Origin of the sequence: Caulobacter sp. CCNWLW153 (genome assembly GCF_036889365.1) — a bacterium.
GTDB lineage: Bacteria > Pseudomonadota > Alphaproteobacteria > Caulobacterales > Caulobacteraceae > Caulobacter > Caulobacter radicis.
In genome coordinates this window covers 65,792-90,144 of sequence record NZ_JBAKFV010000009.1, presented here as the reverse complement: position 1 = coordinate 90,144, position 24,353 = coordinate 65,792, and the positions used below count along the sequence as shown (strand labels likewise).

18 protein-coding genes are annotated in these 24,353 nt (G+C 71.0%); 14 read left to right on the top strand and 4 right to left on the bottom strand.

Annotation, left to right across the window (positions count from 1 at the left end):
* Positions 1-41 precede the first annotated feature (41 nt).
* Positions 42-752, bottom strand: coding sequence for a histidine utilization repressor (gene hutC / locus V6S85_RS15050; protein WP_334349415.1), 711 nt, complete (start codon positions 750-752; stop codon positions 42-44).
* A complete protein-coding gene (locus tag V6S85_RS15045) occupies positions 749-2,155 on the bottom strand; it encodes a formimidoylglutamate deiminase (RefSeq protein WP_334349507.1) in 1,407 nt (468 codons plus the stop codon). The genes hutC and V6S85_RS15045 overlap by 4 nt, the downstream gene beginning before the upstream one ends.
* A 163-nt stretch (positions 2,156-2,318) precedes the next feature.
* Here V6S85_RS15045 and hutI point away from each other — a divergent pair, with 163 nt between their 5' ends.
* The 14 genes from hutI to V6S85_RS14970 all read left to right on the top strand — a co-directional run bounded on the left by hutI (position 2,319) and on the right by V6S85_RS14970 (position 20,086).
* Complete coding sequence (gene hutI, locus V6S85_RS15040) at positions 2,319-3,542, top strand: imidazolonepropionase (protein WP_334349414.1); 1,224 nt, start codon at positions 2,319-2,321, stop codon at positions 3,540-3,542.
* Positions 3,524-5,074 (top strand): histidine ammonia-lyase, encoded by a 1,551-nt coding sequence (gene hutH, locus V6S85_RS15035; protein ID WP_442885672.1) that lies wholly within the window; start codon positions 3,524-3,526, stop codon positions 5,072-5,074. The genes hutI and hutH overlap by 19 nt, the downstream gene beginning before the upstream one ends.
* Complete coding sequence (gene hutG / locus V6S85_RS15030; RefSeq protein ID WP_334349411.1) at positions 5,071-5,901, top strand: N-formylglutamate deformylase; 831 nt, start codon at positions 5,071-5,073, stop codon at positions 5,899-5,901. Before hutH ends, hutG begins: the two co-directional genes overlap by 4 nt.
* Before the next feature lie 157 nt (positions 5,902-6,058).
* Positions 6,059-7,723: a urocanate hydratase gene (hutU, locus tag V6S85_RS15020; protein WP_334349410.1), complete on the top strand. Its 1,665-nt coding sequence runs from the start codon at positions 6,059-6,061 to the stop codon at positions 7,721-7,723.
* Positions 7,724-7,839: 116 nt separating this feature from the next.
* Positions 7,840-8,394 carry a HutD/Ves family protein gene (locus V6S85_RS15015; protein ID WP_334349409.1) on the top strand — a complete coding sequence of 185 codons (555 nt, stop codon included), beginning with the start codon at positions 7,840-7,842 and terminating at the stop codon, positions 8,392-8,394.
* 38 nt (positions 8,395-8,432) lie between these two features.
* Entirely contained in the window at positions 8,433-8,933 is a 501-nt protein-coding gene (locus V6S85_RS15010) for a chemotaxis protein CheW (protein WP_334349408.1), read from the top strand.
* The gene (locus V6S85_RS15005) at positions 8,930-10,369 is read left to right on the top strand and encodes a CheR family methyltransferase (RefSeq protein WP_334349407.1); all 1,440 of its coding nucleotides are present in this window, start codon (positions 8,930-8,932) and stop codon (positions 10,367-10,369) included. The genes V6S85_RS15010 and V6S85_RS15005 overlap by 4 nt, the downstream gene beginning before the upstream one ends.
* Positions 10,370-10,376: 7 nt before the next feature.
* Complete coding sequence (locus V6S85_RS15000; RefSeq protein ID WP_334349406.1) at positions 10,377-10,955, top strand: chemotaxis protein CheW; 579 nt, start codon at positions 10,377-10,379, stop codon at positions 10,953-10,955.
* A complete protein-coding gene (locus V6S85_RS14995) occupies positions 10,952-12,622 on the top strand; it encodes a methyl-accepting chemotaxis protein (RefSeq protein ID WP_116565166.1) in 1,671 nt (556 codons plus the stop codon). The genes V6S85_RS15000 and V6S85_RS14995 overlap by 4 nt, the downstream gene beginning before the upstream one ends.
* Before the next feature lie 7 nt (positions 12,623-12,629).
* On the top strand, positions 12,630-14,720 hold the full coding sequence (locus tag V6S85_RS14990) for a hybrid sensor histidine kinase/response regulator (RefSeq protein ID WP_334349405.1): 2,091 nt from the start codon (positions 12,630-12,632) through the stop codon (positions 14,718-14,720).
* Positions 14,717-15,790, top strand: coding sequence for a chemotaxis-specific protein-glutamate methyltransferase CheB (gene cheB, locus V6S85_RS14985; RefSeq protein WP_207780696.1), 1,074 nt, complete (start codon positions 14,717-14,719; stop codon positions 15,788-15,790). The genes V6S85_RS14990 and cheB overlap by 4 nt, the downstream gene beginning before the upstream one ends.
* Positions 15,787-17,436 (top strand): response regulator, encoded by a 1,650-nt coding sequence (locus tag V6S85_RS14980; protein ID WP_334349404.1) that lies wholly within the window; start codon positions 15,787-15,789, stop codon positions 17,434-17,436. Before cheB ends, V6S85_RS14980 begins: the two co-directional genes overlap by 4 nt.
* Positions 17,433-19,247, top strand: a complete 1,815-nt coding sequence (locus V6S85_RS14975) for a response regulator (RefSeq protein ID WP_334349403.1) — start codon at positions 17,433-17,435, stop codon at positions 19,245-19,247. Before V6S85_RS14980 ends, V6S85_RS14975 begins: the two co-directional genes overlap by 4 nt.
* 176 nt (positions 19,248-19,423) lie before the next feature.
* Positions 19,424-20,086 (top strand): M23 family metallopeptidase, encoded by a 663-nt coding sequence (locus tag V6S85_RS14970; protein WP_334349402.1) that lies wholly within the window; start codon positions 19,424-19,426, stop codon positions 20,084-20,086.
* A 146-nt stretch (positions 20,087-20,232) separates the two neighbouring features.
* On the opposite strand, the gene V6S85_RS14965 is transcribed toward V6S85_RS14970, so the two are convergent.
* Positions 20,233-21,216 (bottom strand): isoaspartyl peptidase/L-asparaginase family protein, encoded by a 984-nt coding sequence (locus V6S85_RS14965; protein WP_334349401.1) that lies wholly within the window; start codon positions 21,214-21,216, stop codon positions 20,233-20,235.
* Positions 21,217-21,416: 200 nt separating this feature from the next.
* Entirely contained in the window at positions 21,417-24,245 is a 2,829-nt protein-coding gene (locus V6S85_RS14960) for a TIM-barrel domain-containing protein (protein WP_334349400.1), read from the bottom strand.
* Positions 24,246-24,353: the final 108 nt, after the last annotated feature.

Genomic DNA, 24,353 nt, shown 5'->3' with positions numbered 1-24,353 from the left:
TGTAGCGCGCCGACCGTTAACGCCAGGGGCGAGACGGCAGGTCAGCGCGCCGGGCCAAAGCGGGCCACCAGGTCGTAGGCCTCGCCGGGGAACAGCTGGCGCACGCGGGTGACGGGCTCGCCGGCCCGCCAGGTGCGGCGCTCGACGGCCAGCAGGGCCGCGCCGGGATCGAGGGCCAGCAGTTCGGCGACGGCGGGCTCCGCGCCCACGGCGCTGATGCGGCTTTCCGCTTCCGTCCACGGCACGTGGTGCAGGAGCCAGGCCCCGGGCGGCTCGGCGGCGAAGTCGGCAGCGGCGGCTTCGGGCACGGCCGACAGGCTGATCAGCCGGTCTTCCAGGGCGAAGGGCCGGCCGCCGGCCACGTGCAGGCCGCGCAGGGCCACGAGATCGCCCTCCCCGGCCAGCTCGACCTCGTCGCCGTCGTCAGGATCGGCGGGACGGCGCTCTGCGGCCAGCAGCCGGAAGGCGTAGGTCTCGCCCCGCGCGGTGATCTCGGCCTGGATGTCGGGGATGTCGAGGACGGTGGAATGCACCTTGGGCCGGGCCACGAACGAGCCGGCCCGACGGCGGCGCACGATCAGCCCGGCCTCGGCCAGGGCCGACATCGCCTTGTTCACGGTCATCCGCGAGCAGCCGTACTGGGCCATCAGCTCGCTCTCGGAGGGCGCGCGATGGCCCGGGGCCCAGGCGCCCGAACGGATCAGCCCCTCGATCTCGTCGCGGATGCGCTGGTGCAGCGGGACGGCGGTCACGACAGCAGGCTCTTGAGCACCTGGCGATAGCGTTCGGCGATGGCCTCGCGATGCCGGTGGCGACCGCCGGAGACCACGGGACGACCCGCGCGCCAGACGCTGTCGATCGCCCCAAAGCGGCCGGCGAAAACCAGGCTGTCGACCAGGGCGTCGCCGCCGCGGCCGACGATGGCCGGATGCTCGCGATCCAGGGTCACGAAGTCGGCCGGCGCGCCGCGGCGCAGGCCCGGACGGCCCGCGCCCAGGGCCTGGCTGCCGCCCGCCACCGCCGCGCGCCAAAGCTCGCCGCCGGTCGAGCGCCTGGGACCGCCGGCCAGCACGTTGCGGGCCCGGCGCGTCAGGCGCTGGGAGTATTCCAGCACCCGCAGCTCCTCGGCCGCGTCGATCAGCACGTTGCTGTCCGAGCCGATCCCGAAGGCGCCGCCGGCGGCCTGGTAGTCGTGGGCGGGGAAGGCGCCGTCGCCGAGATTGGCCTCGGTGATCGGGCAAAGGCCCGCCACCGCGCCGCTCTTGGCCAGGCGCTCGGTCTCCATGGCGTTCATGTGGGTGGCGTGGACCAGGCACCATTGCTTGCCGACGTCGGCGTGGTTCATCAGCCAGCGCACCGGACGCTGGCCGGTGGCCGCCAGGCAGTCGTCGACCTCTTTCGTCTGCTCGGCGATGTGGATGTGGATCGGGCCGCCGGCCGCCAGCGGCGTGATGGCGGTCAGTTCCTCGGCCGTGACGGCCCGCAGGCTGTGCGGCGCGATCCCGACCACCGCGTCGGGCAGGCCGGCGACAGCGGCGCGGCTGGCCTCCAGCAGGCGGGCATAACCGTCGACATCGGTGACGAAGCGTTTCTGCCCTTCACCCGGCGTGGCGCCGCCGAAGCCGGAGTGGGCGTAGAACACCGGCAGCAGGGTCAGGCCGATGCCCGTCTCCTGCGCCGCGGCGGCGATCCGCGCGCCCATCTCGGCCGGGTTGTCGAAGGCTGCGCCGTCGGTGTCGTGGTGCAGGTAGTGGAACTCGCCGACACGGGTGAAGCCGCTTTCCAGCATCTCGACCTGGCCCATGGCGGCGATGGCCTGCAGGGCGTCGGGGTCCAGCCGCTCGACGAAGCGGTACATCAGTTCGCGCCAGGTCCAGAAGCTGTCGCCGCCCTCGCCGCGCGCCTCGGTCAGGCCGGCCATGGCCCGCTGGAAGGCGTGGCTGTGCAGGTTGGGCATGCCCGGCAGGGCCGCGCCCAGGCGGGGCTCGTTACCGGCGACGACGTCGGTGTCGATGCGGGCGATGCGGCCTTCGGAAAGGGTCAGTCGCACGCCGCGCGCCCAGCCATCGGCCAGCAGCGCGCTCTCGCACCAGACGACGACGTCCTTGGGGGTCTCGGGAGCGACCTGCGGAGCGGGCTCGCTCGAAGTCTCGATGACCTCCTCTTGGGCCCGCTCGGGGGACGCCTCTTCCGGCCCTTCAAGATTCTCGGCGTCGCTCACTGGACAATCCTCGTCGCTCGCGAATATGTCTATACATATTGAACCGCGCCGCAAGGGTCGCGGAGCACGACTCAAGACGTCACGGGAGGCGCTGGCGATGCGGTGCGATCGGGTTTGGATCAAGGCCCGGCTTGCGACCCTCGCGCAAGGCGCGCCTGGACTGGGCGTCGTCGAGGACGGCGTTATCGCCGCCCGGGACGGCAGGATCCTCCACGCCGGCCCCGCCAGCGACGCCCCTGCCTTCGACGCGGCCGAGACCGTCGACTGCGACGGCCGCTGGATCACGCCCGGCCTGATCGACCCGCACACCCACCTGATCTTCGGCGGCGACCGCGCGCACGAGTTCGAGCTGCGGCTGGCTGGCGCGTCCTACGAGGAGATCGCCCGGGCTGGCGGCGGCATCGTCTCGACCATGAAGGCCACCCGCGATGCGACCGAAGAGCAACTGGTCGCCGCCGCCCTGCCCCGCCTGGACGCCCTGATCGCCGAGGGCCTGACGACCATCGAGGTCAAGTCCGGCTACGGCCTGTCGCTGGAACACGAGCTGAAGAGCCTGCGCGCCGCCCGAGCCCTGGCCAGGGCGCGCCCCGTCTCGGTAAAGACCACCTTCCTGGGCGCCCACGCCCTGCCTCCGGAGTTCAAGGACGACGCCGACGGCTATGTCGACCTCGTCTGCCGCGAGATGATCCCCGCCGTCGCCGCCCCTGAATTCGGGGGGGAAGGATTGGCCGACGCGGTGGACGGCTTCTGCGAGGGCATCGGCTTTTCTCCCGCCCAGATCCGCCGGGTGTTCGAGACCGCCCGCGCCCATGGCCTGCCGGTGAAGCTGCACGCCGAGCAGTTGTCGAACCTGCACGGCGCGGCGCTGGCCGCCGAGTTCGGGGCGCTGTCGGCCGACCATCTCGAATATCTCGACGAGGCCGGGATCGCGTCCATGGCCCGGGCGGGCACGACGGCGGTGCTGCTGCCCGGCGCCTACTACTTCGTGCGCGAGACCAGGCTGCCGCCGATCGAGGCCCTGCGCGCGGCCGGCGTCCCGCTGGCCCTGGCGACCGACTGCAACCCCGGCACCTCGCCGCTGACCAGCCTGCTGCTGACCATGAACATGGCCGCCACCCTCTTTCGCATGACGGTGGACGAGTGCTTGGCCGGCGTGACGCGCGAGGCCGCGCGGGCCCTGGGCGTACTGGCCGATCGCGGGACGCTGGAGGCCGGCAAGGCCTGCGACCTCGCCATCTGGGACGTCGAGCGTCCCGCCGAACTTGTCTACCGCATGGGCTTCAATCCGCTCCATGCGCGCGTCTGGAGCGCCGTTTCGTGAACACTGAAGTCCTGCATCCCGGCGAGGTCAGCCTCGCCCAGTGGAAGTCCGTCTATCGCGGCGCGGCCGCGCGCCTGGCCGACGGCGCCTGGCCGGTGATCGAGGCCAGCGCGGCGGCGGTGACCCGCATCCTGGCCAAGGGCGAGCCGGTCTACGGCATCAATACGGGCTTCGGGAAACTGGCCAGCGTGCGCATCGGCGACGAGGACCTGGCCACGCTCCAACGCAATATCGTGCTGTCCCACGCCGCCGGCACGGGCGAGCCCTCGCCGGTTCCGGTGATCCGCCTGATGATGGCGCTGAAACTGGCCAGCCTGGCGCAAGGCGCCTCGGGCGTGCGGGTCGAGACGGTCAAGCTGCTGGAAGCCATGCTGGAGCTGGGCCTGACGCCGGTGGTGCCGAGCCAGGGCTCGGTCGGGGCCTCGGGCGACCTGGCGCCCCTCTCCCACATGGCCGCTACCATGATCGGCGTCGGCGAGATCGATGTCGGCGGCGTGCGCAAGCCCGCCCTAGAAGCCCTGAGCCGGGCCGGTCTCGCCCCCGTCGAGCTGGGCCCCAAGGAGGGCCTGGCTTTGCTGAACGGCACCCAGTTCTCGACCGCCAACGCTCTCGCCGGCCTGTTCGAGGCCGAGGTGCTGTTCCAGTCGGCCCTGGTCACCGGCGCGCTGTCGACCGAGGCGGCCAAGGGTTCGGACACGCCGTTCGACCCCCGCATCCACGTGCTGCGCCGCCACGCCGGCCAGATCGAGACCGCCGCCGCCCTGCGCTCGCTCATGGCCGCCTCCGGCATCCGCGCCTCGCACCTCAAGGAAGACGAGCGGGTGCAGGACCCCTACTGCCTGCGCTGCCAACCGCAGGTGATGGGCGCGGCCCTGGACGTGCTGCGCCAGGCGGCGACCACCCTGGCCACCGAAGCCAACGGCGTCTCCGACAATCCGCTGATCTTCCCGGAAGCCGACGAGGCCCTGTCGGGCGGCAACTTCCACGCCGAGCCCGTGGCCTTCGCCGCCGACATGATCGCCCTGGCGGTCTGCGAGATCGGCTCGATCGCCGAGCGCCGCATCGCCATGCTGGTCGACCCGGCGCTGTCGGGCCTGCCGGCCTTCCTGACGCCCAAGCCCGGCCTCAACTCAGGCTTCATGATCCCGCAGGTCACGGCCGCGGCCCTGGTCTCGGAGAACAAGCAGAAGGCCTATCCCGCCAGCGTCGACTCCATCCCCACCTCGGCCAACCAGGAAGACCACGTGTCGATGGCCGCCCACGGGGCGCGCCGCCTGCTGTCGATGGTGGAGAACGCGACGGCGGTGATCGGCATTGAACTGCTGGCCGCCGCGCAGGGCTGCGACTTCCACGCGCCGCTGACCTCCAGCGCCGCCCTCGAGGCGGTGCGGAGCACGGTGCGGGGCAAGGTTCCGCACCTGTCGGACGACCGTCACTTCCATCCCGACATGGAAGCGGCCAACATCCTGGTGCGGACCGGCGCGATCATCGACGCGGCGGCCGGCGTTCCCTTGCCCGGAGCGACCACATGAGCAGCGACTGGCTGGAAGTCTGGCGGGGCGACGCGCCCCTGATCGTCAGCATCCCCCACTCGGGATCCTTCATCCCCGAGGACATCGAAAAGCGCCTGGTCTCGCCCTGGCTGGCCCGCAAGGACGCCGACTGGTGGATCGAGCGGCTCTACAACTTCGCCGACGACCTGGGGGCGACGACGGTGCGGACGGCCGTGTCGCGCACCGTGATCGACGTCAATCGCGACCCATCGGGCGCCTCGCTCTATCCGGGGATGGCGACCACCGCGCTCTGCCCCACCGACACCTTCGACGGCGAGCGGCTCTATGCCGAGGGCTTCGAGCCGGACGAGGCCGAGATCGCCGCCCGCCGCGAGCGCTGGTTCATCCCCTACCACGCGGCCCTGCGGGCCGAGATCGACCGACTGCTGGCCCAGCACGGCAAGGTCGTCCTGTACGACGCCCACTCGATCCGCTCGCGGGCGCCGCGTCTGTTTCCGGGCGAGCTGCCGGTGTTCAACATCGGCACGAACTCGGGCCAGAGCTGCGACCAGGCCCTGGCCGCCGCCGTCGAGGCCGCCTGCGAGAGCTCGGGCCTGCCGATGGTGACCAACGGCCGGTTCAAGGGCGGCTGGATCACCCGCCACTACGGCAAGCCCGAGCGCGGCATCCACGCCGTGCAGATGGAGCTGGCCTGCCGCGGCTACATCGACGACCCCTCGCCCCGCATCACCCCGCAGTCCTGGCCCTCGCCCTATCGCCCGCAGAAAGCCGCGCCGATGCGCAGCGTGCTGGGCGACGTGCTGAAGGCCTGCGTCGAGTTCGCTTCTCCCGCTCCTCCCTCGTGAAACGGGGGAGGTGGCGCGCTGCGGATACGCAGCGTGACGGAGGGGGCGAGTTCAAGCTCGGCGCCCAGTCACGCCCCCTCCACCGCTTCGCGGTCCCCCTCCCCCGCCTCGCGGGGGAGGAGTTCGTTCCCCATTCCCCGCCAGAGACCCGTCATCCATGACCCGCCTCGACAACACCCGCGTCATCCGCCCCGCCACCGGAACCGAGCTCACCGCCAAGTCCTGGCTCACCGAAGCCCCGCTCAGGATGCTGATGAACAACCTGCACCCCGACGTCGCCGAGCGGCCCGAGGAGCTGGTGGTCTATGGCGGCATCGGCCGCGCCGCTCGCGACTGGGAGAGCTACGACAAGATCGTCGAGACCCTCCGCCGCCTGGAGGACGACCAGACCCTGCTGGTGCAGTCGGGCAAGCCGGTCGGCGTGTTCCGCACCCATGCCGACGCGCCCCGGGTGCTGATCGCCAACTCCAACCTGGTGCCGCGCTGGGCGACCTGGGAGCACTTCAACGAGCTCGATAGGAAGGGCCTGGCCATGTACGGCCAGATGACCGCCGGCTCGTGGATCTATATCGGCGCCCAGGGCATCGTTCAGGGCACCTACGAGACCTTCGTCGAGATGGGCCGCCAGCACTATGCCGGCGACCTGTCGGGCAAGTGGCTGCTGACGGCGGGCCTGGGCGGCATGGGCGGCGCCCAGCCGCTGGCCTCGGTGTTCGCCGGCGCCTCGTGCCTGGCCATCGAGTGCCAGCCCTCGCGCATCGAGATGCGCCTGCGCACCGGCTATCTCGACAGGTCGACCGACAGCCTGGACGAGGCCCTGGCCTGGATCGAGGAGTCGTGCGCCGCCAAGACCCCGATCTCGGTCGGCCTGCTGGGCAACGCCGCCGAGCTGCTGCCGGAGATGTTCAAGCGCGGCATCCGGCCCGATCTCCTGACCGACCAGACCAGCGCCCACGATCCGATCAACGGCTACCTGCCGGCCGGCTGGACTCTGGACCAGTGGGCCGACGCCAAGGCGCGAGACCCGGTCAGCGTCAACAAGGCCGCCCGCGCCTCGATGGCCGTGCACGTCCAGGCCATGCTCGACTTCCAGGCCGCCGGGGTGCCGACCGTCGACTACGGCAACAACATCCGCCAGATGGCGCTGGAGGAAGGCGTCGCCAACGCCTTCGACTTCCCAGGCTTCGTGCCGGCCTATATCCGCCCGCTGTTCTGCCGGGGGATCGGCCCGTTCCGCTGGGCGGCGCTCTCCGGTGACCCCGAAGACATCGCCAGGACCGACGCCAAGGTCAAGGAACTGATCCCCGACAACCCCCACCTGCACAACTGGCTCGACATGGCCGGCCAGCGGATCAAGTTCCAGGGTCTTCCCGCCCGCATCTGCTGGGTGGGCCTCGGCGACCGCCATCGACTGGGCCTGGCCTTCAACGAGATGGTCGCCAAGGGCGAGTTGAAGGCTCCCGTCGTCATCGGCCGCGACCACCTCGACAGCGGCTCGGTCGCCTCGCCCAACCGCGAGACCGAGGCGATGAAGGACGGTTCGGACGCCGTTTCGGACTGGCCGCTGCTGAACGCCCTGCTCAACACCGCCTCGGGCGCCACCTGGGTGTCGCTGCACCACGGCGGCGGCGTGGGCATGGGCTTCTCGCAGCATTCGGGGATGGTCATCGTCTGCGACGGGACCGACGCGGCCGCCAAGCGGATCGAGCGCGTACTGTGGAACGACCCGGCCACCGGCGTCATGCGCCACGCCGACGCGGGCTACGAGATCGCCAGGGACTGCGCGCGCGAGTACGGGCTGGACCTGCCGGGGATCTTGTAGCGGGACCGAAATCCCCGCCCTTCGACAAGCTCAGGGTGAGGATTTCAAATGCAACGCCAGCAATAGCCCTCATCCTGAGCTTGTCGAAGGACGAGGGCGGCCCACGAAAGTCGCCCATGCGCCTCCTCCCCGCCGCCGACCGGATGCCCGCGCCCTGGAAGAACGGCGGCGGGACGACCTGGGAGATCGCCGCCCAGCCGCCTGGCGCGGGTCTGGACGCCTTCGACTGGCGGCTGAGCATCGCGCAGGTGGCGACGGACGGTCCGTTCTCCGTCTTTCCCGGCGTCGACCGGGTGCTGACGGTGATCGCCGGGGCCGGCCTGCGGCTGACGATCGAGGGGCTTGGCGAAGGCCAGGGCGAGGTCGTGCTGGACGAAGCCTCAAAGCCCCTGCCCTTTCCCGGCGACGCGGCGGCTTCCGCGACGCTGGACGGCGGTCCGATCCGCGACCTCAACCTGATGGTCCGGCGCGGCGCCTGGCGAGGTTGGGTTCGGCGCATCGGCGGCGGGGCGACGATCACCGCCGAAGCGCGGGTCAGCGTGCTGGTGGCGCTCGCACCAGCAAGGGCCGGCGATCAGGTCATGGCCGCCGAGGACGCGCTAATCCTCGATCCCCATGCAACCTTGACCGTAGACGGGCGTTTGCTGCTGATCGGCATCGATCCGGCCTGACTTCGCGTCGCCTTCTCGATCCGGTTGCGGAGCCCGGAATGACAAGCAGCCTCTATGTGACCTTCCGCGCCGGCGCGCTGGAAGCGGCCCTGCCGCAGGCGGCCGTCGCCGAGATCCTGCCCGTGCCGGAACTGGCGGCCGCGCCCGGCGCGCCGCGCGTGCTGGCCGGCTTCGTCAATCTGGGCGGCGAGGCCGTCGCGGCCCTGGCGCTCGATCGCCTGCTGGACGCCGAAGGCGGCGAGCCCGCCCCCGCCCTCTATCGCCACCTGATCCGCCTGCGCCCGCTGGCCGGCGCCCCGTCGGTGACCCTGCTGGTCGACCGCGTCACCGACGCCGCCGCCCACGCGCCCGACACGCAAGCGGTCGAGGAAGCCGACAGCCTGGGCGGCTGCGTCGCCGAGACCGCCCTGATCGACGGTCGGCTGACGCCCGTGCTGTCGCCCGAACACCTGCTCCTGGCCGAGGAGAAGGCGCGGCTGGACGAGTTCGCCCGCCGGGCCCAGGAACGCCTGGCCGCCTGGGAAAGCGAGCCGGCGTGAAACCCCTCAGGGCCGTCCCGCGGCCCCTGATCCCTCGCCCATTGGCCCTGGCCGCCGACGAGCCGTTCCAGCGCCTCAAGCGCGCGGTGATCGCCCGCACCGGCCACCACTACTACGCCGACAAGGACGAGGTGCTGTGGGACCGCGTGCAGCGGCGCCTGCTGGCCACCCGCGACCGCGACGTCGGCGCCTATCTCAAGCGGCTGGCCGGCGACGACGGCGAACAGGAATGGGCCGCGCTCGAGACCGAGATCACCATCGGCGAGACCTTCTTTTTCCGCTACGCTGAGCAGTTCACGGCTTTGCGCTCGACGATCCTGCCCGACATCCTCGAGCGCCGGGCGCAGGACAAGCGGATACGCATCTGGAGCGCCGGCTGCGCCACCGGGGCCGAGCCCTATTCGATCGCCATCCTGCTGTCGCAGATGCTGGGCGAGGCGCTTGCCGACTGGCGGATCTCGATCCTCGGCGGCGACATCAACGCCGCTTTTCTCGAGACCGCGCGCAAGGGCCAGTTCGGCCGCTGGGCGCTGCGGGCCGTCAGCGACGCCGACCGCGACCAGTGGTTCACCGAGACCGCCCGCAACACCTGGACGCTGAAGAGCGCCTATCGCGGCCTGGTGCGGTTCGAGCGCCAGAACCTGCTCGACCTTCTGGGTCCGGCCCCGCCGCTGGAGCTGACAGAGTTCGACCTGATCCTGTGCCGCAACGTACTGATCTACTTCCACCACGATGTGGTCGAGCAACTGGTCGGCGCCCTAGGCGGCCGGTTGGCGCCCGATGGCTGGCTGCTGCTGGGCCATGCCGAGCCGAACCCCGCCTTCGGCAAGCTGCTGGACGTCACCCAACTGCCGGGCACCGTGGCCTATCGCCCGCCGGATCCCGAGCGGCCGGCCCAGCCAGGCCCGAGCTTCGAGGCCTTCTCCGCGCCGGAGCCCGAACCCCAGCACCTGGCCGAAGCGCCCTCGCCGCTCTGGCGGCCCGCGCCGATCCCGACGCCCGTTCCCAACTCCGCTCCCCTTGGCGCCCCGCCAGCCGCCGACCTGGTGGAGACGGTGCGACGGCTGGCCGACGCCGGCGACTACGCCGCCGCTGAAGCCGCCTGCCGGCAGGCCCTGGCGGTCGCGCCCGAGGATCCGGCCCTGCACCTGCACGATGGGTTGGTGCTGCGGGCGCTGGGTCGCCCGGCGCCGGCCGAGGCCGCCTTCAAGCGGGCGCTCTATCTCGATCGCGGCTTCGCCCTGGCGCATTATCACCTGGGCCTGCTGCTGCTCGACCATGGACGCACCAGGGCCGCCGCGCGCTCGCTGAAGACCGCCGCCCAGATCGCGGGAACCGTTCCGGCGGAGACGCGTTTGGCCCACGGCGCAGGTCTGGACGCCGGCCAGCTGCGCAAGAGCGTCCGTCTGCTGCTGCAGTCGCTCGTGGGGGTTTAGTAACGATATGACTAGGGCCGACGCCGACTACGGCGACGGATTGGGGGGACTTTTGGACGATGCGCGCGCCCGGGCGATCCTGGCGGCGCGCACCCGTCGGCTGGCGCAGCGCCGGACCGCGCCCCAACCCGAAACGCCGCTGGAAGACGTGCTGCTGTGCCAGGCCGGCGCGGGCCTCTTCGCCCTGCCGCTGAACGCCGTGGAACGCGTGACCCCGTTCGAGCCGCGCCGCCTGACGCCGGCCGGCGGACGCCCCGGCCTTCTGGGCCTGGCGAGCGTCGAAGGCCGCCTGCGTCGCGTGCTCGATCTTTCCCGCCTGACCGGCGGCGCGCCTGCCGCGCCCGACGCGCCCGGCTTCCTCATCGCCGTGCGCGGGGCGGGGAACCTGGCCCTGCGCGTGGACGCAGCCCCCGGCGCCGCCAAGGCCTCCCGCGAGGCGCCGGGCGCCGACGCCTTCGAGGGCGGCGCGCGGGGCGTCGTGGCCGAAGGGTCCGGCGACCTGGCGGGCCGCACCATCACCCTTCTTCATCTCGACGACCTCGTCGCCGACCACCTTTCCGCCGCCTTGGGGGCAAGAGCCAAGTGACCATCGCCAACCGCATCATCCTCGGCTTCGCGGCCGTCACCGTCCTGCTGCTGGGGGTGGGCCTGTTCGGCCTCGTCCAGATCGGCGTGGTCAAGGACACCACCGAGACCATCGTCACCCGCGACATGGCCGTGGTCCGCCAGATCGCCCAGATCCGCACCACCGCCAACGAGATGCGCGCGGCCAGCGACGCGGTCATCACCAGCTACCTGTCGCGTTCGGCCGGCGGCGCGGGCGGCAACGAAGAAGATCCCGTCACCCGCTGGCGCCAGCGCGGCGTCGATATGGACTCGGCGCTGGAAAAGGCCGCCTCGGCCGCCCGCGACTATCGCCAGACCGCCCTGTCGGCCGAGCGCGCCGACGCCTGGCGCCGCATCGAGGACTACCTGAACCAGACCGCCGCCTCGTCGCGCCAGGGCCGCACCGACACCGAGAACCTGTTCAGCGCCATCCGCCGCAACGACAGCGCCGGCGTGGCCGCCGCCCAGACCGCTCTGGTGCAGCGCCGCGGCGAGTTCGGGCGCGGCATCCAGGGCGCCGAGGACGTGCTGGACGACGCCATCCTGTCGGGCCAGCGCCGCATCAACGACGTCTACAAGGTCAGCCAGGTGTCGATCATCGTCGCCCTGATCGTGGCCTCGATCATCGCCGGGGTGATCACCTGGGCGATCCGCGGCTCGATCGTCGGGCCGCTGGGCGCCTTCATGGGCTTCGTCGGGAAGGTCGGCGAAGGCGACCTGACCGGCCGCGCCGCCGCGACCAGCACCGACGAGATCGGCAAGCTGGGCGGCACGCTCAACACCATGGTCGACGGCCTGGTCGTGCTGGCCCGCCAGAGCCGCGAAGCCACCGAGAACCTCAACGCCGCCACCGCCGAGATCCGCGCCTCGACCCAGGAGCAGGCCGCCAGCGTGGAGGAACAGCTGGCCGCCGTGCAGGAAACGGCCGCCACCGTCGACGAGATCACCCACTCCGGCGCCCAGATCGGCAAGCGCGCCCAGGAGGTGATCGCTTCGGCTCAAGCGACCGCCCACACCAGCAACGAGGGCCTGCGCGCCGTCGACGAGACCGCCAAGGCCATGGACGCGATCCGCGAGCAGGCCGAGGCCGTCGCCGAGAACATCGTCGCCCTGTCGGAGAAGACCCAGGCGATCGGCGACATCATCGCCACCGTCAACGACATCTCCGAACGCTCGCACCTCCTGGCGCTGAACGCCGCCATCGAGGCCGCCTCGGCCGGCGAGAACGGCCGCAGCTTCGCGGTCGTGGCCTCGGAGATGAAGATGCTGGCCGACCAGGCCAAGGAAGCCACCACCCAGGTGCGCTCGATCCTCGGCGACATCCAGCGCGGCATCAACGCCTCGGTGATGCTGACCGAGGAGGCCGTCAAGCGCGTGGCCGCCGGCAAGGAGCGCACCGACACCACCCAGCGCACGATCACCGAGATCACCGGCCGGGTGCAGGAGAGCGTCCAGACCTTCCAGCAGATCGTCGCCTCGACCAACCAGCAGCAGTTGGGCATCGAGCAGGTGATGGGCGCGCTGCAGAACATCCGCCAGGCCAGCCAGCAGACCGCCGCCGGCACCCGCCAGCTGGACGAGGCCGCCGCCAACCTGTCGGACCTGTCGCGCCAGCTCCTGGCCCTGTCCGAGCGCTACCGGACCTGATCGCGCCGTGCCCGACATCCGGCGACAGCTTCTGGCGGCGTTCGATCTCGAGCACCGCGAGCACCTCCAGGCGATCCGCCAGGCCATCGCGGCCGGCGGCGAGGCCGACACGCGCGAGATCTTCCGCCGCGCCCACAGCCTGAAGGGGGCGGCCCGCGCCGTCGACCTGCCCGCCGTCGAGGAGCAGGCCCACGCGCTGGAAAGCCTGTGCGCCGAACTGATGGACGGCCAGCGAGCGCTCGACGCCGACACGGTGACGATGCTGGAACGCCTGCTCGACGCGGTGGAGGACGCGGCCGGCGCGGCCTACGCCCCGCCCCCGCCGAAGCCGGCCGCGACCACCGCTCCCGCTTCGGAGGAGGCGGTGGAGTACGTCCGCATCGACGTCGAGGCGGTCTCTGGCCTGTCGCGCGCCATGCAGACCCTGTCGGGCGACGTGCTCGACCACGGGGCCATCGACGAGGACCTGCGCCGCCTGGCCGCCGACGCCCGCAAGCTGGAACGCCGCTGGCGCGACGCGCGCGGCGCGGCCGCCCGCACGCGCGAGGTCGAGCAGGGCCTGAAGGACCTGTCGCGCGCCCTCAACGAACTGTCGGTGCGGCGAGTGCGGGCCGGCTGGGCGCTGGACCAGGGGCTTTCGGACCTGCGCGGCAGGGTCGAGGAGATCAGCCAGGCCCCGGCCGAGACCGTGTTCGGCGGTTTCGCCACCATGGTCCGCGACATCGCCCGCGAGGCCGGCGTGCCGGTCGACGTGCGGGTCACGGGCCTGGACACCCGCGCCGATCGCCGGGTGCTTCAGGCCCTGAAGGACCCGGTGATGCACCTGCTGCGCAACGCCGTCAGCCACGGCCGCGAGGCGCCGAATGCCCGCGCCGCCGCCGGCAAGCCCGAACGCCTGACGGTGGTCATGGCCGTTTCGGCCGCCTCGGGCCGGCTGCGCATCGACATCGCCGACGACGGCCCGGGGCCGGACCTCGCCCGGCTGGAAGCGGCCGCCGTCGACAAGGGCCTGATGCCGCCCCGGCCCGAGGGCGCGCCCGCGCCGACGCCCGAGGAGCTTCTGGCCCACGCCTTCGCGCCGGGGGTCTCGACGGCCCAGGGCGTCGACAAGCTGGCCGGCCGCGGCATGGGGCTGTCCGTCGTCGCCGAGGCCGTGCGCAAGCTGCGCGGCGAACTGCGCCTGACCGCCGGCCGCCCCTGGGGCGCGCGGGTGGCGCTGTCGACGCCGTTGTCGGCGGCCAGGCAATCGCTGCTGTTCGTCGACATCCAGGGCCGCCAGGCCGCCCTGCCCTCGCTGGGCGTGCGCCGACTGTTGCGCCTGGACGCCACCGCGCTGGAAACGGTGGAAGGACACCCGGCGGCACGGATCGCGATCGACGGGGACGACGTTATCGTCCCAATGGTTCCGCTTTCTGCTCTCCTGACCGGCGTCGCCGCCGAAGTTCCCGTGCACGCCGGCGCCGTATCCGCCGTGCTGCTCAGCCATGGTCGCCGACACGTGGCCCTGGCCGTCGACGCCCTGTGCGACGTCCGTTCGGCCCTGGTCGAGGACCTGGACGCCGACGACCTGGACGCCGACCTGATCGCCGGCGCCGTGCAGTTGGACGACCAGGCTCCGGCCCTGGCCCTGGATCCCGACGCCCTGGTGCGCCGCTGGCTGCGCGACCAGCGCCATCTGGCCGCCGGCGGCCTGGGCTTCGCCGAGGCGGACGAAGACGCCGACGAGACGACCCGCACCATCCTGGTCGTCGACGACTCCATCACCACCCGGACGCTGGAGAAGAGCATCCTGGAGGCCCAGGGCTATCGCGTGCTGCTGGCCGTCGACGGTCTGGACGCCCTGAACCTGCTGCGTTCGGGCCAGGCGATGATCGACCTCGTCGTGGCCGACATCGAGATGCCGCGCATGGACGGCTTCTCGCTTCTGCAGGCGGTGAAGGCCGATGCGGCCCTGGCCGCCACGCCGGTGATCCTGATGACCTCGCGCGCCGACGTCGCCGACGTGCGCCGAGGCCTGGACCTGGGCGCCGAGGCCTACATCACAAAGCAGAAGTTCGACCAGCGCGAGCTGCTGGCCGCCATCGGGCAACTGCTGTGAAGGCCTCGGGCAAGCCCGTTCGGGTGATGATCGTCGAGGACTCCATGGTCGTGCGGGTCCTTCTGACCCATATCGTCGAGCGCGATCCGCGCCTGACCGTGGCCGCCGCCGTCGCCTCTGCCGAGGAAGCCCTGGCCTGCATCGCCAGCGTCAGGCCCGACGTGATCTCGATGGACATCCGCCTGCCCGGCATGGACGGGCTGGAGGCCACGGCGCGGATCATGTCGGACCATCCGACCCCGATCGTCGTCATCGCCGACGCGGTCGAGGACGCATCGCTGAAGATCTCGATGAACGCGCTGCGGGCCGGCGCCCTGACGGTGGTGGAAAAGCCGGTGGGCCTGGCCACCGACGGCTACGAGCGGCTGGCCGACACGATCTGCACCCAGCTCTTCATCATGAGCAGCGTGCCGGTGATCCGCCGGCGGGCCATCGGCGGCGGGGCCCGGGCCCCGCGCGAGGCCGCGCCCGTCGCCACCGCCGCCGACTTCCAGGACCTGGGCTATCTGGCCCTGGCCGCCTCGACGGGCGGGCCGCCGGCTCTGGCCCGGGTGCTCGACGCCCTGCCCGCCGACCTGCCCGCGCCGGTCCTGATCGTCCAGCACATGGGCGCGGCCTTCATGGAGGGTTTCGCAAGCTGGCTGGACGGCCTGTCGCCGATCCGCGTCGCCGTCGCCAGGGACGGCGAGCTGGCCTTGCCCGGCCGCGCCTATGTCGCCCCCGGCGACCGCCACCTGACCCTGACGCCCGGCGGCGTGCTGCGACTGTCGGGCGCCGCGGCCGTCAGCGGCCAGCGGCCTTCGGCGACGGTGCTGTTTCAGTCGCTGGCCCGGTCGGTGGGCTCGCGCACGGTGGCGGCCCTGCTGACCGGCATGGGCGAAGACGGCGCCAAGGGTCTTTCCGAGCTGCGCGCGGCCGGCGGCTTCACCATCGCCGAGCACGAGAGCAGCGCCGTCGTCTACGGCATGCCCGCCGCCGCCGTGAAGCTGGGCGCGGCCCGCGCGGTGCTGAGCCTCGACCTGATCGGTCCGCGCATCGCGCAGCTGGCCAAGCGCCGGGAGGACGCATGAGCGCCTCCGTCCTGGTCGTCGAGGATTCCGAAACCCAGGCCCTGCGCCTGCGCGGCCTGCTGGAGGCCGAGGGCTTTTCGGTGTCGTGCGCGGCCAGCGGCGAGGCGGCGCTGGAGCACCTGAACGCCCACCTGCCCGACCTGATCGTCGCCGACTTCCACCTGCCCGGCATGGACGGCCGCGAGCTGTCGCGCCAGATCCGCCTCAACGGCCGCACACGCGCCCTGCCGGTGCTGATGCTGACCGGCGCGCGCGAGAGCGATCTGGAGCGCCAGGGCCTGGAGAGCGGCGCCGACGCCTATGTCGCCAAATCGGCCGACCCCAAGGTGGTGATCGTGCGGCTGAAGGCGCTGCTGCGCCGGGCCCGCGCCGAGACCGCCACGCCCAAGGCCTCCGAGCCGTTCCGCCGCGCCCGGGTTCTGGTCGCCCATCCCAGCGCCACGCTGCGCCTGCGCCTTGGCCACCTGCTGGAGCAGGACGGCTACGAGGTGGCGACGCTGGAACAGCTGGACCCCGACGCGATCCTGCTCGACGGCGAGCTCGACGGGGTGGTGGTGGGCGTGCGCGGCGGCGACCGCGACGACCTGGCCCTGCTGGCCGCGCTGGACGCCCGCCGCACGCGCCTGCCCGCGCCGTTCCAGCTGCTGGCCTTCGGCGGCGAGGAGGCCGACCGCGACCTGCTGACGGACGCCCTGGAGGCCGGGGCCGACGACGTCGTGCCCGCCTCGGCCAATGACGAGGTGGTCCGCGCCCGGGTCAGGGCCCAACTGCGCCGCAAGCTGATGGCCGACGAGGCCCGTCGCAGCGCCGGCGAGGCCCGCGCCCAGGAACTGGCGCTCGCCCGGGCCGAGGCCCGCGCGGCCGTCGCCGACGACCTGGCCAGCGCCAACCGCCAGCTGAAGGACGCGCAGGGCCAACTGGTCCAGGCCGCCAAGATGGCTTCGCTGGGCGAGCTGGTCGCCGGCATCGCCCACGAGATCAACAACCCCCTGGCCTTCCTGCTGGGCCACCAGGACACCGTCGAGCGCCTGGTCGCCGCGGCGGCCGAGGAAAGCCCCTCCCCCGGCCTCGACAAGGCCAGGGCCCGCCTGGCCTCGATGCGGGTGGGCATGAAGCGGATCCAGGACCTGGTCCTGAACCTGCGCAAATTCTCGCGCCTGGACGAGGGCGATCGCCACGTGCTGGACGCCGCCGACTCCATCGAGACCGTGCTGGCCCTGCTGACCCACAAGCTGGGCGACGGCATCGAGGTGCGCCGCGACTACGCCGCCCGCAACACCCTGGAAGGCTCGCCCGCCCTGCTTAACCAAGTGGTGATGAACATCGTCGGCAACGCCGCCGACGCGCTGGGCGGCGCCGGCGGGGGTCAGGGCGTGATCGCCATCACGACACGCGACGAAGGCGGCGATTTCGTCATCGTCATCGAGGACTCCGGCCCCGGCGTGCCGGCCGAGCTTCGCGACCGCATCTTCGAGCCGTTCTTCACGACCAAGCCGGTCGGCGCCGGCACCGGCCTCGGCTTGGCCATCGCCTACAACGTGGTGCGCGCCCACGGCGGCGCGATCGTCGTCGACCAGGGCCACCTGGGCGGCGCGCGCTTCACCATCACCATCCCGCCACCTGTCACCGACGGAGAAGGCCGATGATCGCTTCCGGGAGCGAACGCCCGACGATCCTCGTCGTCGACGACGAGCCCGACATCCTGGTCGCCCTGGGAGACCTGCTGGAGGACCGCTACCGCGTCCTGACCAGCAACGCCCCGGGCAAGGCCCTGGACATCCTGGCCCAAGAGCCGTCGGTATTCCTGATCCTGTCGGACCAGCGGATGCCGGGCCTTACCGGCGACCAGTTCCTGGCCGCCGCCCGCTCGATCAGCGACGCCGACTCCATCCTGCTGACCGGCTATGCCGACCTGTCGGCCGTGGTCTCGGCCCTGAACCTGGGCGGCGTCAGCGGCTACGTCGCCAAGCCGTGGGAGCCCGAAGCCCTGCGCGCGGCCGTCGCCGCGGGGGTCGAGCGCACGCGCCTGCGCCGCGCCCTGCGCACCGAGCAGGCCCTGCTGCGCGGCCTGATGGACAGCATCCCGGCCGTCATCGCCTTCAAGGACGCGCAAGGCCGGGTCGTGCGCACCAACGCCGCCGGCGAGCATCCCTTCGCCGACGCCCTGCAGGCGGACGAGGCCCTGGCCATGGGCCAGCCTGTGCAGGTGGTCGAGGAAGAGGCCACCCTGACCGGCCCCGTCTGGACCGAGCGCCAGTACGTGCCGCTGCGCGACGAGGCCGGGCACCTGCTGGTCATCGAGCGCGACGTCACCGACCAGAAGATGGCCGAGATCCGCCTGCGCCAGGCCGACAAGCTGCAGGCCCTGGGCACCCTGGCCGGCGGCGTGGCGCACGACTTCAACAACCTGCTGACCGCGATCCTGGGCAGCCTGGAGCTGGCCGGCCGCCGCCTGCCCGACGCCGACAAGGTGCGGCGCTATCTCGACAACGCCAGCCTGGCGGCGCGCAAGGGCGCGGCCCTGACGCATCGCCTGCTGGGCTTCAGCCGCCAGCAGGAGAGCCAGCCCAAGGTGGTCGACGTGGCCGACACCCTGATGGGCATGGACGCCATCCTTGTGCGCACCCTGGGCGGCGCGGTGCGCATCGCCTGGGACCTGCCGAGCGACCTGTGGCCGGCGCATGTCGAGCCCGACCAGTTGGAACTGGCGGTGCTGAACCTGTCGGTCAACGCCCGCGACGCCATGCCGGGCGGCGGGGTGATCTCGATCAGCGCCCGCAACTTCGCCATGTCGGGTCCGACCGCGCGCCACGACCTGCCCGACGGCGACTATGTTCTGGTCACGGTGCGCGACACCGGCGAAGGCATCAGCCCCGAACTGATGGCCCGGATCTTCGAGCCGTTCTTCACCACCAAGCCGGTCGGCAAGGGCACGGGCCTGGGGCTGTCGATGGTCTATGGTTTCGCCCAGCGCTCGGGGGGAGCGATCGACATCGAAAGCCAGCCCGGCGAGGGCACGGCGGTGAACCTCTACCTGCCGCGCGGCTCGGGCGACTGCGGACCGGGCGAAGACTGCGCGCCGGCCGATACCGCCCTGGACAGGCAGCCATCCCGCACCGTGCTGGTGGTCGACGACGATCCCACCGTGCGGGCCGTGACCGTGGCCATGGTCCGCGACCTTGGCCACCGGGTGATCGAGGCCGAGGACGGCGAACAGGCCCTGCGCAAGGTGCGCGAGGCTGGCCCCGACCTGATGATCGCCGACTTCGCCATGCCCGGCATGACCGGCCTGGAACTGGCCCGCGCGGCCGAGGAGCTGTCGCCGGGAATCCGGGTGATCCTGGTCACCGGCCATGCCGACGTGACGCCGGATCGCACGGACCTGTCGATGGTGCGCAAGCCCTTCGAGAACAGGGAACTGGCCGACCGCATCCGCTCAGTTCTCGCCGGTGCGTAAGTCGACATTCGAACAATGTTCGATTGAATCTCGAGCTTCCAGCTTGAGCACAGACAAGCACACGCGCGTCGTACTGACGCAGCAATCGTGCCTTTTCATCGCCTTATCTGAATGGTTAACGACGCCCGTGGCGGCCTCAACGCCCCACGAAGCGAAACGATCCATAGGATGGCGAAATGCATTTTCCGGCGCTGAAGAAGCTTCCTCCCCAGGCGCGGATCGCCCTGGGTCTGACGGTGCTCTTCGCGCCGATGGCGGGTCTGGCGATGGAGAACCCGCACGCGAACCGGTCGGCGCGGCCGGCGGTGCAGACGCTGCTGAACAGGCTGGACGAGGCGCCGCCCCAGCCCGTCCGCATGGAGACGGTCTGGAAGGGCGCCGACGTCGACGGCGACGGCGCGCCCGACTTCGCCAATCCCACGGGCGCGGCCCCGCGCGAGCATGACGACTTCGGCAACGGCGCCTTCGGCGCCCGCCGCGACGGCGGCTCGCGCAGGCACGAGGGCGTCGACTACGTCGCCGTCGCCGGCCAGGCCGCCAAGGCCCCGATGTCGGGCTACGTCACCAAGATCGGCTATGCCTACGCCGACGCGCCGGACCTGCGCTTCGTCGAGATCACCAACCCGGCCCTGGGCTACGTCGCCCGCGCGTTCTACGTCGATCCCGACGTCGAGGTCGGCCAGACCATCCGCCTGGGCCAGGTCATCGGCACGGTGGCCAGCCTGCAGAAGCACTACCCCGGCATCACCGACCACGTGCACCTGGAAGTCATCAAGCCCGGCGGCCGGCGCATCAACGCCGCGGCCTTGATCCAGCCGAAGCTGGTGGTTGCGGCGTGACAAACCTCCCCCTGTGGGGGAGGCGGCCGAAGGCCGGTGGGGGGCGTTCTCAGCTTTCGAGGCGATGGCCATCCTAGCGGCCACTCCCCCCACCGATCGCTTCGCGATCACCTCCCCCACAGGGGGAGGTTCCTTTGATCCGCGCCCTACTTCTCGTCCGCGTAGATCGCCGTGCCCTTGCCCTTGGCGCTGGCCCAGCCGCGATACATGCCCGAGCTGTTCATCGGGAAGGCCACCTCGCCCTTGGCGTTCATGGTGATCATGCCGCCGTCGCCGCCGATGTCGCCGATGGCCTTGATCGTGGCGTCGCCGGCGGTCTTCAGGTCCTCGCCCTTCCAGGCGATGCGCGCGCAGACCTGGTGGGCGGCGCTGGTGCGGATGAAGTACTCGCCCGAGCCGGTGGCCGAGACCGCGCAGACGCCGTCCTGGGCGTAGGTCCCGGCGCCGATGATCGGGCTGTCGCCGATGCGGCCCCACTTCTTGCCGACCATGCCGCCCGTCGAGGTGGCGGCCGCCAGGTGGCCCTTGGCGTCGATCGCCACGGCGCCGACCGTGCCGTAGAGGTGGGTCGGATCCAGCGCGGCCTTCTGCTTGGCCCGCCAGGCCTCCAGCTGCTTCCAGCGCTCCTCGGTGCGGAAATAGCTGGGATCGACCTGCTCCAGCCCCTGCTCGACCGAGAACTTGTCGGCGCCCTCGCGGGCCAGCATCACGTGGGGCGACTTCTCCATCACCGTCCGGGCCAGGCTGATCGGGTGCTTCGTACGGGTCACGCCCGCCACCGCGCCGGCCTTCAGGGTCGCGCCATCCATGATCGAGGCGTCCAGCTCGTTCTTGCCGTCGGCGGTGAAGACCCCGCCGCGGCCGGCGTTGAACAGCGGATTGTCCTCCAGCACCTTCACCGCCGCCTCGACGGCGTCGAGGCTGGACCCGCCCTTCTCGAGCACCGCCGAGCCGGCCTTCAGCGCCGCGTCGAGGCCGGCGCGATAGGCCGCGTCCTTCTCCGGCGTCAGGCTGCCGCGGTTGATCACGCCCGCCCCGCCGTGGATGGCCAGCGACCAGTCGCCGGCGAAGGCGGCCGGCGCGGCGGTCAGCGAGGCCGCGAGCGCGGCGGCGGCGATGAACTTGGACATGGAGCGGCCCTCTTCGGATTCGTCGCCGCCAAGGTGGACCGCCCTTCCCCGCAAAGCAAAGCCCCGGCGCTTGCGGCGCCGGGGCTCATCAACTGTGCGTGGTCCTCGTCCTTCGACAGGCTCAGGATGAGGACCAAGGCAAAGATCGTGCATTCAAGTTCCTCACCCTGAGCCTGTCGAAGGGCGAGGAACTTGCACCCCTACTTGCGGGTCAGCACCACCGGCTGGCCGTCGTACTCCACGGTCAGGTCGGCGGCCGCGTCGAAGTCGGTCGGCCTGGCGCCCTTGCCGATGAAGCGGACCTGGAAGGTGCGCTTGCCGACCATGCCCTTGAAGCCGCCCGAGCGGGCGCCGATGGTCACGCGGCCGGTCGCGTCGTCATAGGAAATCGGCGTGCGGGCCCAGGCGCCGCGGGCGTAGCCGTTGGACAGGCCGTCGTCTTCGTAGAGCTCGTACTTGCCGTCCTTGCCGGTGAAGATCAGCAGGGTGATCGGCGCGTCGGGCTTTTCGCCGACATACTGCTGGACGACCGTGGTCGGCACGATGGCGCCGGCCTTCACGAACAGCGGCATGCGCGAGAGCGGCGCGTCGGCCTTGACCGTCTGGCCGCCCTTGAAGGCCTTGCCGGTCTCGAAGTCGTACCAAGTCCCGGCCGGCAGGTAGACGCCGCGCGAGCGGGCCTTGAAGGCGGTGACCGGCGCGACCAGGAAGTCCTGGCCAAACAGGTACTGGTCATCGACGTTCCGGGCCTTGGCGTCGTTCGGATAGTCCATCACCAGGCCGCGCATCATGCTGCCGTCGCGGTGATAGGTGTCGGCCGCCAGGGTGTAGACATAGGGCATCAGCCGGTAGCGAAGCTCGTCGTACCAGGCCAGCGACTTGTAGACCTCGGTCCCTTCGTCGGCGAGTTCGTAGATCTCGCGCAGCGGCAGCTCGCCGTGGCTGCGGAACAGCGGGCTGAAGGCGCCGAACTGGAACCAGCGCAGGTTCAGCTCCTGCCACTCGGCCCAGTGGGCGGGATCCTTGGTCTCGTAGCGCTTCTCGACCGAGAAGCCGCCGATGTCGGTGGTCCAGTTGGGAATGCCCGACATCGACAGGTTCACGCCGGCCGAGATCTGGTCGCGGAAGTCGTCCCAGCGGGCCACGACGTCGCCGCTCCACACCGCCGAGGCGTTGCGCTGCAAGCCGCCGAAGCCCGAGCGGGTCAGGATGAACGGGCGGACGTCCGGGCTGTCCTTGATCTCGCCTTCGTAGACGCCGCGGGTGTGCTCCAGGGCGTAGCTGTTGAAGTATTCCGCGCCCGGGCCCAGCGCCGTCGGGCTCATGCGCAGAGTGCGCTCTGGCACGTCGACGTTGGAGTGCAGGTCGGGCTCGGAGGCGTCCATCCACCAGGCGTCGACGCCATAGACCTTCAGGTCGCGCTTGACCTGCTTCCAGTAGATGTTGCGGGCTTCCTGCGAATAGGGATCGTAGAACGAGTTCAGGTAGCCGGGGCCGACCCAGTCAAGCGCGCCCTGCTCGATGTTGCGCTTGTACATGTGGCCCTTGGCGTCCAGCTCCTTGAAGTTGTCCGTGGTCAGATAGAATTTCGGCCAGATCGAGATCATGAAGTGGGCGTTCATCCCGTGGATGTCGTCGACCATCTTCTGCGGGCTCGGGAAGCGCGTTTCGTCGAACTTGTGCGTGCCCCACTCGGGGTCCTTCCAGTAGCGCCAGTCCATGACGATGTTGTCGAGCGGCAGGCCGCGTTTGCGGTATTCCTTCACCACGCCGACGATCTGGTCCTGGGTCTCGTAGCGCTGGCGCGACTGCCAGAAGCCATAGGCCCAGCGCGGCATCATCACCGCCGAACCCGTCAGGTCCCGATAGCCCGAGACCACCTGATCCAGGTCGCCGCCGCCGATGTAGTAGTAGTCGATGGCCTTGCCGACTTCCGAGGTCAGTTGCAGCGAATGGCGGTCGAGCGCCGGCATCGGGTCGTTGTGCAGGAGGCCGATATAGCCGTCGTCGGGCGTCCACTCGACGCGCACCTTGTGCTTCTTGCCCGGCGTCAGCTTGGCGTCGAAGTTGTGGTACCAGGGGTTCCAGTTCTGCCGCCAGCGGTCGATGACCAGCTGGCCGTCCAGCCACACCTTGGCGTAGCCGCTGGAATAGAGCTTGAAGTTGTGCTCGCCGGCCTTGTCGGTCTGGACGAAGCCGTCCCAGGTCACGGTCTGGCCGGGCAGGTTCTTCTTGGCGGCGTCCTGAAGTTCGGCCGGCCAGTTGGGCAGGTCCTTGAGGAAGCGGTAGTCGATGTCCTTCTCGACCCGCGTCACCTTCAGCTGGCCGTTCTGGTAGTATTTGGCCGTGAAGCCGCCGGCCTTGCCGTCGGCGTCGAAGATCTTCAGGTCGCGCGAGGCGACGTCATAGGGGATCGGGTTGCCGAAGCGGGTGATCGAGTTGTTGTCCCACAGCAGGCCGTAGCCCTTGGACGACAGCAGCATCGGCACGGCGATGGCGCGGTTGTACTGGAGCAGCTCCACGTCACGGCCATTGTAGTTCATCTGGCCGTTCTGGTGCTGGCCAAGGCCATAGAAGGCCTCGTCCGTGCCCGGATTGAACTGCTGGCGGACGCTGTAGAAGTCCTGCCCCTCGACCTTGACCGGCGTGAAGGCGCCGCGATCGCGCTCGGCCAGCACCTTGCGGCCGGCGGCGTCGAGGAAGTCGACCGTGCCGTCCTTCAGCGAGACCTGGGCCGTGGCCTTGGCCGTCTTCAGCGTCAGCACCCCGCCCTTCTCGTCGACCGTGAAGCCGCTGGCCACCGGCTTGGCCGTGACCATCAGGCTGGGCGGATTGTCGAAGGTCTGCGTCGGCGAGGCGGTGACGTGGATGATCCGCTCGCCCATCACCTGCAGCCGGACCTTCTTGGCCGGCCCCGAGGCGGGGGTCACGACCACGCCGTCGGCGGTCTTCTCGAAGCCGCCGTCGAGGGCGAAGGCGCTGGTCGAGGCCAGCAGGGAGAGGGCCAGGCCCGCATAGAGGCTGCGCATGTCTTCGTTCTTCCCTGTTCTCGTTCTTTTGTTGGGGCGAAACCCTCGTCCTTCGACAGGCTCAGGATGAGGGTTTGGGTAGGCTCGGGGCCGGCAATGATCCTCATC

Coding starts and splice junctions, on each gene's coding strand:
- hutI (WP_334349414.1), top strand. CDS start 2,319: ATGCGGTGCGATCGGGTTTGGATCAAGGCCCGGCTTGCGACCCTCGCG.
- hutG (WP_334349411.1), top strand. CDS start 5,071: ATGAGCAGCGACTGGCTGGAAGTCTGGCGGGGCGACGCGCCCCTGATC.
- hutU (WP_334349410.1), top strand. CDS start 6,059: ATGACCCGCCTCGACAACACCCGCGTCATCCGCCCCGCCACCGGAACC.
- V6S85_RS15015 (WP_334349409.1), top strand. CDS start 7,840: ATGCGCCTCCTCCCCGCCGCCGACCGGATGCCCGCGCCCTGGAAGAAC.
- V6S85_RS15010 (WP_334349408.1), top strand. CDS start 8,433: ATGACAAGCAGCCTCTATGTGACCTTCCGCGCCGGCGCGCTGGAAGCG.
- V6S85_RS15000 (WP_334349406.1), top strand. CDS start 10,377: ATGACTAGGGCCGACGCCGACTACGGCGACGGATTGGGGGGACTTTTG.
- V6S85_RS14980 (WP_334349404.1), top strand. CDS start 15,787: ATGAGCGCCTCCGTCCTGGTCGTCGAGGATTCCGAAACCCAGGCCCTG.
- V6S85_RS14975 (WP_334349403.1), top strand. CDS start 17,433: ATGATCGCTTCCGGGAGCGAACGCCCGACGATCCTCGTCGTCGACGAC.
- V6S85_RS14970 (WP_334349402.1), top strand. CDS start 19,424: ATGCATTTTCCGGCGCTGAAGAAGCTTCCTCCCCAGGCGCGGATCGCC.
- V6S85_RS14965 (WP_334349401.1), bottom strand. CDS start 21,216: ATGTCCAAGTTCATCGCCGCCGCCGCGCTCGCGGCCTCGCTGACCGCC.
- V6S85_RS14960 (WP_334349400.1), bottom strand. CDS start 24,245: ATGCGCAGCCTCTATGCGGGCCTGGCCCTCTCCCTGCTGGCCTCGACC.